The sequence below is a fragment of the Pseudomonas sp. 1152_12 genome, assembly GCF_052850675.1.
The window spans coordinates 432,429-444,738 of sequence record NZ_VXCW01000005.1; the positions used below are offsets into that span (position 1 = coordinate 432,429).

The window sequence follows — 12,310 nt, forward strand, 5'->3', positions numbered from 1 at the left end:
GTAAATAACTCAATAAAATCAATACTTTAATAAGTTTTTACGGCCGGCTGAACCGAGCTTCTGTGCTTAACTGTTTAGGGTTGATTAACAGACAGTTGAAGTGAGTGGCTCATGGATTTAGGGATCGATCGACAAGCCCTTGTACCGGTGGTGCAGCAAATCGTCAGCGCCGTCGCGCAATGGATTCGCAACAGTGGGGCAAGCCCCGGCACCCGCTTGCCGTCCATCCGGCAATTAGCCCTCGACAACTTGCTCAGTCAGTCCAGCGTAATCGAAGCCTTTGAGCGAATGGTGGCGCAGGGGTTATTGGTGTCAAAACAGGGGTCGGGATTTAGGGTGGCCCAACCGCCGGTTTCCCTTGAAAGCCACTGGTATGAAGGTGCCGAGCTGGGCTGGGGCGCTTATGTCGATGGCCCGCTGGGCGAGTTGAAGCTGGGATGCGGCTGGTTGCCGGATGCTTGGCGCGAAAGCGATGATATTTGCTACGCCATACGTGAGATCAGCCGTACCGACACCGCAGGCCTGTTCGATTACAGCACGCCGTTGGGGTTGCCGGTGCTGCGCGAGCAACTGCTCAAGCGGCTGACCCAGATAAAGGTGGACACTCACCTCGATTGCATTCTCACCACCCATGGCGTCAGCCATGCACAGGACCTGTTGATACGCACACTGCTCAAGGCCGGTGATACGGTGGTGGTCGAGACGCCGGGGTATGCCAACCTTTATCGTCAGTTGGAACGCCACGGCGTCAAACTGTTGGAGGTTCCGCGCGTTGTGGGTGGTCCGGACATCCCCGTGTTGGAGACGCTGCTGCAAAGCCACCGTCCCAAGTGTCTGTTCATCAATTGCCTGTATCACAACCCCACGGGCACCAGCGTGTGCCGAATGGTGGCCGAGCGCCTGCTGCAACTGGCGTGCAGCGAAGATTTCCTGATCGTCGAAGAGGACATCTACGGCGACTTGCAGCACGCCAGTTGCACGCGCCTGTCGGCGCTGCCGCATGAGGGGCGGGTGATCTATATCTCGAGTTTTTCCAAGACCCTGAGCAGTGCCTTGCGAGTGGGTTATCTCAGCGCCAGCGCAGCGTTTATCACGCAAATGGCCGCGCTCAAGACGCTGACGGGCATCGGTACTTCGCGGTTTGCCGAGGCGGTGGTTGCCACGCTATTGGCCAACGGCACCTACCGTAAATGGGTGCAGCGCCTGCGCAAGCGCTTGAATACGCAAATGGCCGCGACCCTGCAGGTGTTGGAGGACGAAGAGTGGGAGGTGTTCGCTGTACCTGCCGGGGGCATGTTTGTGTGGGCTCGGCCGGTGGTCGGCGACCGTTCACGCTTGCAGGCGTGTGCTCGGCAGCTCGGTGTGTTGTTGTCGCCTGGGGCGCTGTTCAGTCCCAAGGGTGAACACAGTGACTGGCTGCGCATCAATGTGGCCTATGCTTCTGATCAGCGGGCGTTGGCGTTGTTCCGTGCCATGGGGCCTGCCAGATCGACCTCGACCATTCTGAAAACGACGAAGATGTAGCTTTTTGCCATTATTGTGGCGCCAACGTCTTGTGCCGATAGCCCGTCGTTGCGAATCTCGCTGAATGGAAACCAGGCTTGATGGCATCTGCCATTGCAAGAGGATTCAGGTGCAATGATTTCGGCCGTGCAACGACGTTTCGCCAACCTCGGTATGGCGAAAAAACTGGGTTTTGGCTTCACTCTGGTGCTGTTGCTGACGGCACTGGTGGCGGCCATTGGTGTGTGGTCCCTGCAAACCGTTGGCCAGCGATTCGAAGGGCTCAAGACGATGTCTTCGCTCAACAGCGGCCTACTCAAGGTGCGCTTGATCGAGCAGGACTACGCGCTGCACGCCGATCCCAAGGCTGTCGATGCGCTGCATGAAAGTGTCGATGCGCTGGTCGCGTTGGCCGCCAGTCTCAAGGCCCAATCCGCGGCCAATGTGCCGGTGATGAGCGAAGTCGAACAGGCGTTGGCTGAGTATCGCAAGGCGTTCGACGAGTTTGTCGAGCTGACCCAGACCAAAGACCTGGCATTGGAAATGGCCAGTTGGTCGGTGTCCAGCGTGGCCAATAACCTTGACGTGCTGCAAGCTGGCCTGGCTGATGATGGCGCCTATGGCCTCAAGGAAAGCCAAGGCAAGGAGGGCGCCGAGTTTATCGAGCAGGCGGGTCAGGTCAGCGAGGTTTCGCGATTGATGCTGCAAGCCATGAATGAAGCGCGAGTACGCCTTGATCAGAGCCGCAAGGCCGACGCCGACAACGCCGAGCAGGGCAAGATCGAACAGGCCGACCAGGCCCTGGCGCAAGTCGAGCGGCTGAAAACCTCGGTCAAGGATGCGGGTTATCAGACCGTGCTCAACGAGGTGTCCGTGCATATCGCCGCGTTCAGCGAAAAGCTCGGCGAGTACACCGGGCTGCTGGCCCAGGAAAAAGTCGTCTACAAGCAATTGCATGACCGCGCCGATCAAGTGGTCAGCCGTGTCAACCAGGCGTATGGCGCTGAAGATCAATCGATGCGGGCGCAATTGAAAAAAAGCGCGCTGCTAATCATCGGCTCGTCAGCCCTGGCCCTTTTGGTGGGGCTGATCGCAGCGTGGGTGATTACCCGGCTGATCGTGGCGCCGTTGCGCAGTGTAATCGCCGTGGCCCAGCAGATTGCTGCCGGTGACCTGAGTGGGCGGATGGAGGTCAGCCGTCGTGATGAAATCGGTCAATTGATGCAAGCCATGCAACAGATGGGCAGCGGCCTGAGTCAGATGGTCAGCGGGTTGCAGGCCGGAATCGAGCAACTGGCCAGTTCGGCACATTCACTCTCCAGCGTGACCGAACAGACCAACGTCGAAGTCAGCAGCCAGAAGGAAGAGACCGAGCAGGTCGCCACGGCGATGAACCAGATGACCGCCACGGTGCATGACGTGGCCCGCAACGCCGAAGAGGCTGCGCAAGCCGCCCAGACTGCCGATGACAAAGTCGATAGCGGCCAGCAAGTGGTGCGGCAAAGCCTGCAGCGTATTGAGTTGCTTGCAACCTCCAGCACCAGTGCCAGCGCCAGTATCGAAAGCCTGAGCGCGGAAATCCAGAACATCGGTACCGTGTTGAACGTAATCAAGAGCGTGGCCGAACAAACCAATCTGCTGGCCCTCAACGCCGCCATCGAAGCGGCCCGTGCTGGCGAGCAAGGGCGAGGTTTTGCGGTGGTGGCCGATGAGGTGCGGGCGCTGGCCAAGCGCACTCAGCAATCGACCGAGGAAATCGAACGATTGGTGAGCACGTTGCGCAGTGCGGCGCAGTCGTCGGTGCAGCAGATCCAGCAGAGCGGCGAACTGGTAAAGCTGGCGGTCAGCGATGCGCTGGAAACCGAGAGTGCATTGGGCAGCATCGCGGCAGCGGTGTCATTGATCCAGCAGATGAATCAACAAATTGCTGCGGCGGCAGAGGAGCAAAGCTCGGTGGCCGAAGAGATCAATCGTAGCGTCACCAGTATTCGTGCGAGCGCCGATCAGTCGGCGTTGAGCATGCAAGGCAATGCCGCGTCGAGTATTCAGTTGGCGCAGCTGGGGGCTGAGCTCAAGGGCATGGTGGGGCACTTCCGCCTCTGATCGCTGCGTGGCGGCCGCGATCAGAGGGGGGCGCCGCCATCAGGCGGTGTTGGCGAGGAAAGTCAGCAGCGCTTCGTTGACAAAGTCCGGGTTTTCTCGGGAAGAGATATGCCCTGCGTCCGGAATCAGGGTCAGGCTGCAGCCAATCAGTTCGGCCATTTCCCGGGATTCGGCGGGTGGCCGCGGCTTATCCTGCTCGCCGCACATCACCAGCGTGGTGTCGCAATCCAAGCGTGGCAGTTGGGCCAGAATGTTCTCGCGGCTGAAAATCAACCGACCTAGTGGCACGATGCTTTGCAGCAGGCGCTCCCTGGAAAAGCCCTGCAGCGCCTTGCGATAGTCCAGGTATAACGCGGACTCGCGATCGATGCCGGGGCGGAAGAAGATCGGTGCGATCACATCCAGCAAGGGTTCGGGGATAGCGCCGGCGTCCTCGATCATCTTGAACAGCGAGAAATAGTACTGGCGTGTAGCCTCCGGCTCGGCGCCCAGATAAGTGTCCATCAGCACGACGCTGTTGATGCGTTGCGGTGCCAGCAACGCAAGGCGCGCGCCCCACATGCCGCCCACTGACAAACCTACCAGGTTGATCTGCGCGATATCGAGCTGATCCAGCAGGGCGAGGGCCTGGCGCGCCAAATCGTCCAGCGACCGGGTTTGGGCCGGCAGTGGGCCGGATTCACCGTGGCCCCACAACTCGGGAACGATTACGCGGTACTGTTGCGACAGGGCTTCAATTTGCGGGGCCCACATGTCGCGGTCCCACAGGTAACTCGAACCCAGGAGAACGACCGGGCCGGTGCCCTGGTCGACGTAGTGCAGCGGTTGTCCATCAATCACGGCAACAGGCATAGCAGGCCTCTAACTTCACGGAGTGAGGGGCACTTTTTTACGCTAGTCGTGGGCAGGGGGATAGATGCAAAGTGATGGCATGTTGTGACGAGCAGGCTTGTCCCGAGTTGGGGCGCTAATTAAAGCCACCGCGTTCCCCAGTGGGACCGCAGGGGCCGCTTGCGGGGCTGCTGCGCAGCCCCGCTCGCCTCAAACCTCAGGATCAGTCGTAGATGGCTTTCTTTTTCCACTCGGCGTCGGCGTCGACGACTTTCAGGCCTTCGGTCAATTCGTTGACTTCGTCTTCGGCGGGCTGGCTGTTGGTCAGCACCGTGGAGTTGGCGCGGACCAGTTGGTTCTCCAGCAATTGCAACTGCGCACTGTAGAGCACCGGTTCCGGCTGTTTGCGCAAGTACTGTACGCCGCGTTCAAACGCCAGGCGTGCCTGGCCCGGCTGGCCCTGTTGCAGAGCGTGCTGGCCGAGGTTGTTGAAGAACTCGATGTGCAGCAACACCAGGATGTGGCGAATTTCCTTGATCCAGTGCTTGGCTTCGTTGGTCGGCAGGAAGCCGTCCTGGGCAGCCCGGGTGACTTGGCCGTGCAGGGCTTCTAGCAGGAAGCGTACGTCCTTGGCTTTGGCCTCGGTCTGGATCGGCGCGGGTGGGTTGGCTACCGGAATCGATTCTCCCTGGCCAATCAGTGCATTCAACTCAGCGATACGCGCCTTGAGCGGCGCGCTGGACTTGTTGAGGTTCAGCAGGCGCTGATTGACGTTGAGTTCCAGGCGGGTCAATAACAGTTTGAGCTTCGGGTTCATCAACTGGCCGGGGAACGTCTCGGTGATTTCACCGCAACGACGCAGCCGATCGTTAAGTTCGATCTCGGTGCGCTTCTTTTCCAGTTTGTTGTTTTCCACCACGTGGTTCATGTAGCCAATGGCGATCAGTATTACGATCCCGGCTATTACCAGCAGGGTGATCATGAGTGGTGTCACCGGTGTGACCTCTTTGTAGGGTTTGCTGTTGAGTGTAGTGACTGAGCCACCCGACGGATAGGATTGTTCGACCAGTTGCCCAGGTAGTTTCTTCTATATAGGTAAGTTTTTCCTGTATAGATGCACATTGCCATCATTTGCTGGGGCGAACTATAGCGCCTTGTTGGACGCCAGAATATAGGCGCCAAAGCCTGGGCGGGCTAAATGCTCGCAAAGCCCTGGAAAGCGGGGCGAAGTCATTGATTTAAATAAATTTATCCTTGGGGGTTGACGACCTTTCAATCCATCCATAGAATGCGCGCCACTTACAGCGTAAAGCACACAGCGAAACGCGGTAGGGAGTGAATGTTGTACGTGTGTCCCCTTCGTCTAGTGGCCTAGGACACCGCCCTTTCACGGCGGTAACAGGGGTTCGAGTCCCCTAGGGGACGCCATATGCGGGAATAGCTCAGTTGGTAGAGCACGACCTTGCCAAGGTCGGGGTCGCGAGTTCGAGTCTCGTTTCCCGCTCCAATTTTTAAGCAGTGTTGCTCTCGGGCGGCATTGAGTGAAACCAGGGCCAAGTCTTCGGACGAGGCCTCTGGGCACTGAAATACACACCATGTATTTCAGTAGCGTGTCCCCTTCGTCTAGTGGCCTAGGACACCGCCCTTTCACGGCGGTAACAGGGGTTCGAGTCCCCTAGGGGACGCCATTTGCGGGAATAGCTCAGTTGGTAGAGCACGACCTTGCCAAGGTCGGGGTCGCGAGTTCGAGTCTCGTTTCCCGCTCCATATTTAACGAAAACGCCGATCAGTAATGGTCGGCGTTTTTGTTCGTGTTGGTTTTTGTCCCGAGAGCCACACCAACCGTGTAGGCCTTGCGGTGAAATTTGTAGGACGAGTCTCTAATTACTGGCAAGTGGCTGTGTAGCTGTTCCGCAGTCTCTACTCTGGCCAGCCCATTCTCCTTGTTCACCTCAGAGAACTACCCAGATGCTGCAACTCGATTTCTATTCAACCCTTGTCGCCGCCTCACTGGTGCTGTTGCTGGGGCGTTGGCTGGTGGCTCGCATCGGCTTTTTGCGCACCTACAGTATTCCGGAGCCGGTCGCCGGTGGTTTATTGGTAGCTGCACTGCTGCTGGCGTTGCGCGTATTGATGGATGTCGAGGTTCGATTCGACGCGTCATTGCAAACCCCATTGATGCTGGCGTTTTTCGCCACTATCGGCCTGAATGCGGACTTCGCCAGCTTGAAAAAAGGCGGGCGCGTACTGGGTATTTTCCTGCTGGTCGTGACGGCCCTGCTGGTGGTGCAAAATGCCATGGGCATCGCTTTGGCTAAGGCGCTGGGGCTTGACCCCTTGATGGGCTTGCTGGCCGGCTCTATCACCTTGTCGGGCGGGCACGGTACAGGTGCCGCGTGGGGCGCGGTGTTTAGTGAGAAGTATGGCGTGGCTGCCGCGTCTGAACTGGCCATTGCTTCAGCGACCTTTGGCTTGGTGTTGGGCGGCTTAATTGGCGGGCCGGTTGCGCGCTTGCTCATCAAACGTGCCCAGGTGCCTGGCATTGAACAACGGCCGTCAGGTCAGCCAACAGGCTTTGAACAGCCCAACCTTGAGCGCACGATCACCTCGTTCTCGTTTATCGAGACACTCGCGCTGCTGGCGATCAGCCTGCAGGTCGGCACGTTCTTGAGTGGTTTTATCCAAGGCACGGCCTACGAGTTGCCGACCTTCGTGTGCGTGCTGTTCGTCGGTGTGGTGTTGCGTAATGGCTTGTCGGCTCTTGGCTGGCACCAGGTGTTTGAGCGTGAAGTGTCGCTGCTGGGCAATGTCAGCTTGTCGTTGTTCCTGGCCATTGCGCTGATGTCGCTCAAACTCTGGGACCTGGCGGCGCTGGCGTTACCGATTGTCATCCTGTTGGCGGCGCAAGCGTTATTGATGGCCTTATTTGCGATTTTCGTGACGTTTCGGGTGATGGGCAGCAACTACGATGCGGCGGTGTTGGCGGCGGGCCATTGCGGTTTTGGCTTGGGCGCCACGCCTACAGCGATTGCCAATATGCAGGCGGTGACGCAACGCTTTGGCCCCTCGCCGATTGCGTTTCTGGTGGTGCCGATGGTGGGGGCGTTTTTCATCGACATTACCAATGCGGTGGTGATCAAGTTGTACTTGGCGCTACCGTTCCTGGGGGCGGCGGGCTGAGCGTGACGTCGAAGGGGCGCCAAGCGCCCGCGTCTTGACGGATAAGCATCGCGTCCCGGCTCATATAAAGTTCGATTTCCTGCTCTATTTCCACATGGCGAAGTTTGAAGTCGTACGTGGGAGTGGTGATCGCGCCGTGTTTGTACAACCTGTAGTACTGCACCTCGCCTTCCAGCCGTAACCCGGCCTGTCGTTGCGCGGCCTCAAACGCTTTGTCCGGTAATTGCACCCAGGAAAACGACAGCAGGGGCCAGCGCTTTCGCTGTTCTTTGTCTGAGCCGGCGCCAACAGCTTGATAAGCACGGCGCATGCCCAGTACGCGCTGGTGATATTGCTCGGTGCTGGTTTGCCCGGTCACGGCCAGCGACAACTGACCGGCCAGCGCGGCCTGCGTATAGTCGCTGTACTCATAGGCTTGGTATTGCACCAGCGTGCGACCCTGCGATTCAATCAAGGTCGGCCCCGTGCGGCCATCCCAGGCAGGGCTGCCTAGCAGGCCGATTTCGTGGTCGGTCAGCGGAATAACGGTGGCAGAAACATTGCGCGGTTCAAACGTTCGCGTGGAGTCAGGTGCCACCCCCGGCCAGTACGAGCCCAGCGCCGCGCAGATGCGCGCGTCTTCAGTAAAGGGGCTGGCTAACTGATAACCGCACAGCATGTTGGTGAACGGTGCGTCTACCAGGCCTCGGCCAATTTCCCAGCCTGGCCCGAAGACGCCGCTGGCGAAGTCCGGTAGCCACGACTGGCGCTGGGCGTGTTCTACCTGCAGGCCAGCACGTGACGTTGCACTGGCCTGGGGATGGGAGACTATTGCCGTGACGCTGCGGTCTTGCGGGGCGAAATAACCACCCGCAAGGGACTGATTGATGAAAAAGCGCACATCGGACAACGGGTTGACCCGTGTGTGCCATACCTGCGGGCAGGGTGGCGTTGGGCAAGGGAACACCTCAGGGTCACTGGACCATTGCTTGAGTTCCCGCGGGCCGCACAACGGAAAGAAATCTGGTGCGCCGATGATGGAATAGGCGGCGATGCTCGGCAGCTCCAGTGCCGGGCAGTGCGCACGCACCCAGCCATCGGCCATGGCGTCCTGATAGTGCAGGGCGCGGTAGCCGCCAGCCTTGACGATGGCGTCGACGTCTTCGCGTTCGTTAAGGTCTTCGATGGAACCGTCGTCGTGCAGACGATGACGGCCATGCACCAATCCACCCGTGTCCGCCGGCATCATGAAGGACAGCGGGCGGCCTTGGTAATAGGCCAGTTCGACTAGGGCCTTCTTGGCATCAGGCACTAGCAGGCCCGGGGCGAACTCATCGATATTCGCCCAATGGCATAACCCCTCGGTGATGACGAAAGGCGCGTTGAGAATGTCAGGCTCTTGCCAGCCGGTATCGCGAAAACGTCTGTGGATCTGTCCGATCTTTTCATTGATCTGGTGGTTTTCTAACTGCACGGTCAGGTCCATGCCGGCCAGGCACTCGTCGCCATTGAAGAGTTTGTGCAGTGGCACCCAAAACTCCAGATCCTCGTCGACAGGTTGAGCATTCATCGGGCCAAACTGCAGCGGCTGCGCGGTTTTTCTGGCAGCGATAAACGCGCCGTAGCGCGCCGGGATAACCCGCATCTGATTGGGCTGGCCCTCGACAAAGGGCAAAAAGCCTCGTCGTCGCGGGTCATACAACGCATCCGCCGTACCGACCCTGGCGATCCCGGTGCGGGAAAAACACAGGTCGGCTTGGCGCCCATGCACGGTTTCAGGTTGGGGCCGGTATTCATAGGCGAACACTGCAATCCCCAGCGGTGCATCACCGGCGAGCACCTGCAAGGCCTCAATGTGGGGAGGATGGGCACCGTAGACATAATTCAGAAGCTGTTCTATTTCAGCTGCCGTTGGAAAGGCTGTGAGCGCTCTACCCATGACCCCGGTGGTTACATTGGGGCAGGCAAATGCATGCAGCAGCAGGCTGTCGGCCGGGCGCCCGGCTTCGATGCCGCGTACCCCATCGGCGGAGAAATCTTCGAAGCCTGGGTGCGTGCGATCAATCTGCAGGGGTTTGGCGAGTTCTTCGCGCAGGGTGACCGAGGTTATGTCCAGGCCGTGGTACAGCAACAGGTCACGCCAACCGGCGGGGGCCAAGCGTGTGCAAGCGCGTTCGACATCGCTGATCAAAGACATCCCCATTCCTCCGACACAGATCAGAGGGCAGAGTACGCAAATGGCGGCAGCGCGGTAACTGACCGAAAGGCTAGGTAGCAGGACGGCGGGCTTGTCCGCAGCAACCGCACCGCCTAAGTTAATTCAACACGTGAACATCCTGTTTTGGCATGAAGAAACGCGCGAACAATTCAGACTGGGATTTGATATTCAGCTTGTTGTAAATATTGCGGCGATGCACCTTTATGGTTTCTGTCGACAGGCACAGTTTTCCGGCGATCTCTTTGTTGGAAAAGCCGCTCAGCAACAATTTGAGCACGTCTTTTTCTCGCGTTGTGATCTGCGTACCCAACTGAATAATGGCTTCTGACCAGGGCGGCGGTTCACTGAGGTTTTTTTCGATATCAATCTCAAAGCACATGCGTTGGTGCATCAAGGCCATCACCCAGGGTTTGATGATGTCCAGTGTGGTGATCTGCTGCGGGCTGAAGCGCACATTGCTGCCAAATGAAATACACAGGGTTCTATCCGCGTCGAGCTGCACGTTGTACTGCACCTCATCCGTGCAGATGTACTGGGCGAAATACTGATGGTAATACTCGGTGGTCAGGAAGTGCTCCGGCGCAATGTCGGACAAATGAAAAAAGCCACTTTGCGGGTTTTCACGGTTGGCAATGTAGAACGGATCGAGCAGATATAGCCCTTTTACATAGCGCTCAGTTAGCGCGTCCACTTCTTGTGCGTCGGCGACCTCGGTCACGCAAATGACGTTGACTTGTTCATCGCTGAAAACCAATACAACCCAGTTGTCGATCTGCACATATTCCTTCAGTACGCGAACCAGCGAGCTCCAGAAGGCTGGGCGATTGAGCTCCATGATCAGCTTGCCCGCTGATCGATGCCAGGCCAGGTTATGAAGGTCGAGTGACATGTTCTACCCCTTTAGGGTTAGGGAATCGTGGGCTCTAGCTAAGTACTTGTAGGTATTTACTATTCGGCGACGCCGGGTATATTCACCAGCCAATGGATGATGGTCATGAAGGCCTGTCGTTTTTGACAAGGATAGTTATATGAGTCAATCACATTTGCGAGCCCTTTTTTTAGCCTCGCTGGTCTGTGTAGGTGTCAGCGCGCCGGCAGCGGCGGCTGAGTCACAGGTGAATCTGTACAACTGGTTTGGTTTGATCGCGCCAGAAACGCCAAAGCAATTTGAGCAAAAAACCGGTACCAAGATGCACGTCGATGCCTTCGACAGTGCCGAGATCATGCAGAGTAAAGTCATGGCCGGGCGCACCGGGTATGACGTCGTCGTCGCCACCTCGAATGTCCTACCGAGCCTGATCCAGGCGGGCGTGCTTGCACCGCTGGACCGCAAGCAGTTGAGCAACTTTGCCCATATCGACCCAGAAATGCTGGCCCTGCTCTCGGCCAACGACCCTGGTAATCGCTACGCCATTCCCTACTTGTGGGGCACTACCGGCATTGGCTATGACGTTGATAAAGTCAAAGCTGCACTGGGTGAAAACGCCCCGGTGGACAGTTGGGACTTGATCTTCAAAGAAGAAAACATCAGCAAGCTCAAGTCGTGTGGCGTGGCGATGCTCGACTCGCCAAGTGAAATTATTTCGATCGCGTTGCATTACCTCGGCCTGCCAAGCAATAGCCAGAACCCCGAGGACTACCAGAAGGCCCAAGCGCTGCTGTTGAAAATCCGCCCTTACGTCCTCTACTTCGATTCATCCAGAACCGACGCCGACTTTGCCGATGGCAATATCTGTGTAGTCGTGGGGTGGGCGAGTGGCGCGCTGACGGCACAGGCCATCAATGAGAAAAACAACACCGGGCGCAGAATTGCCTACAGCCTGCCTCGTGAGGGCGGGCTGGTGTGGTCGGAAAACTTTGTGCTGCTCAAAGACGCGCCGCACGCAAAAGAAGGGTTGGCATTTATCAATTACATGCTCGAACCCGATGTGATTGCCAAGAGTTCCAACCACACGCTTTATCCAAACGCCAACAAGGATGCTACTGAGCTTGTGGAGCAGAAGCTGCGTGACAACCCGTGGATTTATCCTTCCAAGGAGACCATTGCCACACTGGTCCCACTGGAGCCGTTGCCATTGAAGCTGGAGCGAATTCGTACGCGCGTGTGGACCAAGGTGAAGAGCGGTACGTGATCGGCTGAGCGATCAGGGATGTCTTGCGATTGACCACGGGGTTTTTGCACAAGCCCCAGAGAGGGAGATAAATCATGGGCCAGCGTGATGACCAGTGCGACGTGAAATCGGACGACTACAAGGCGTACAAGGACATCGAGGAACAGATCGGTCACTGTACGCCTGAACAAGCCTGGGCCATGTATTACGTCTCGACCGGGATGGTGCGTGAACTCGTTACGCGAGCGGTGATGGAGCACATCGGCAGGGGCAACAGGGCGCTGCTGCTGGAATTCCCTGAACTGGCCCGAGTGGAAGAGAAATCTCGTTTAATGCTCCCTCTCTAATCAAAAAACGCCGATCAATCATGATCGGCGTTTTTGTT

Annotated in this window: 9 protein-coding genes, 4 tRNA genes and 1 pseudogene; 10 read left to right on the top strand and 4 right to left on the bottom strand. The window is 57.9% G+C overall.

What is annotated here, in order from left to right:
- Positions 1-111 precede the first annotated feature (111 nt).
- The 3 genes and pseudogenes from FW764_RS12335 to FW764_RS12345 all read left to right on the top strand — a co-directional run bounded on the left by FW764_RS12335 (position 112) and on the right by FW764_RS12345 (position 3,606).
- Positions 112-1,524 carry an aminotransferase-like domain-containing protein gene (locus FW764_RS12335; protein WP_446434154.1) on the top strand — a complete coding sequence of 471 codons (1,413 nt, stop codon included), beginning with the start codon at positions 112-114 and terminating at the stop codon, positions 1,522-1,524.
- A 996-nt stretch (positions 1,525-2,520) separates the two neighbouring features.
- Positions 2,521-2,745, top strand: a pseudogene (locus FW764_RS12340) (HAMP domain-containing protein); the annotation flags it as partial.
- Positions 2,746-2,763: 18 nt separating this feature from the next.
- The gene (locus FW764_RS12345) at positions 2,764-3,606 is read left to right on the top strand and encodes a methyl-accepting chemotaxis protein (RefSeq protein ID WP_446434191.1); all 843 of its coding nucleotides are present in this window, start codon (positions 2,764-2,766) and stop codon (positions 3,604-3,606) included.
- Positions 3,607-3,645: 39 nt separating this feature from the next.
- Here the strand turns inward: FW764_RS12345 and FW764_RS12350 are convergent, their stop codons facing one another.
- Entirely contained in the window at positions 3,646-4,458 is an 813-nt protein-coding gene (locus FW764_RS12350; protein ID WP_446434155.1) for an alpha/beta fold hydrolase, read from the bottom strand.
- A 202-nt stretch (positions 4,459-4,660) separates the two neighbouring features.
- The gene (locus tag FW764_RS12355) at positions 4,661-5,419 is read right to left on the bottom strand and encodes a hypothetical protein (RefSeq protein WP_407020302.1); all 759 of its coding nucleotides are present in this window, start codon (positions 5,417-5,419) and stop codon (positions 4,661-4,663) included.
- A 370-nt stretch (positions 5,420-5,789) separates the two neighbouring features.
- Here FW764_RS12355 and FW764_RS12360 point away from each other — a divergent pair.
- The 5 genes from FW764_RS12360 (at position 5,790) to gltS (ending at position 7,617) form a co-directional block, all read left to right on the top strand.
- Positions 5,790-5,865: transfer RNA gene (locus tag FW764_RS12360), tRNA-Glu, on the top strand.
- A 3-nt stretch (positions 5,866-5,868) separates the two neighbouring features.
- Positions 5,869-5,944: transfer RNA gene (locus FW764_RS12365), tRNA-Gly, on the top strand.
- 105 nt (positions 5,945-6,049) lie between these two features.
- Positions 6,050-6,125 (top strand) — tRNA-Glu (locus tag FW764_RS12370).
- A 3-nt stretch (positions 6,126-6,128) separates the two neighbouring features.
- A tRNA-Gly gene (locus tag FW764_RS12375) sits at positions 6,129-6,204 on the top strand.
- A 201-nt stretch (positions 6,205-6,405) separates the two neighbouring features.
- Entirely contained in the window at positions 6,406-7,617 is a 1,212-nt protein-coding gene (gene gltS / locus FW764_RS12380; protein WP_446434156.1) for a sodium/glutamate symporter, read from the top strand.
- Here gltS and FW764_RS12385 read toward each other — a convergent pair.
- Both FW764_RS12385 and FW764_RS12390 read right to left on the bottom strand, forming a co-directional pair.
- On the bottom strand, positions 7,574-9,793 hold the full coding sequence (locus FW764_RS12385; protein WP_446434157.1) for a hypothetical protein: 2,220 nt from the start codon (positions 9,791-9,793) through the stop codon (positions 7,574-7,576). The genes gltS and FW764_RS12385 overlap by 44 nt on opposite strands.
- Positions 9,794-9,911: 118 nt before the next feature.
- Positions 9,912-10,703: a response regulator transcription factor gene (locus FW764_RS12390; RefSeq protein ID WP_446434158.1), complete on the bottom strand. Its 792-nt coding sequence runs from the start codon at positions 10,701-10,703 to the stop codon at positions 9,912-9,914.
- A 139-nt stretch (positions 10,704-10,842) separates the two neighbouring features.
- On the opposite strand from FW764_RS12390, the gene FW764_RS12395 reads away from it, so the two are divergent.
- Together FW764_RS12395 and FW764_RS12400 are read left to right on the top strand one after the other, a co-directional pair.
- Entirely contained in the window at positions 10,843-11,946 is a 1,104-nt protein-coding gene (locus FW764_RS12395) for a polyamine ABC transporter substrate-binding protein (protein ID WP_446434159.1), read from the top strand.
- A gap of 74 nt (positions 11,947-12,020) precedes the next feature.
- Complete coding sequence (locus tag FW764_RS12400) at positions 12,021-12,272, top strand: hypothetical protein (protein ID WP_446434160.1); 252 nt, start codon at positions 12,021-12,023, stop codon at positions 12,270-12,272.
- Positions 12,273-12,310 lie beyond the last annotated feature (38 nt).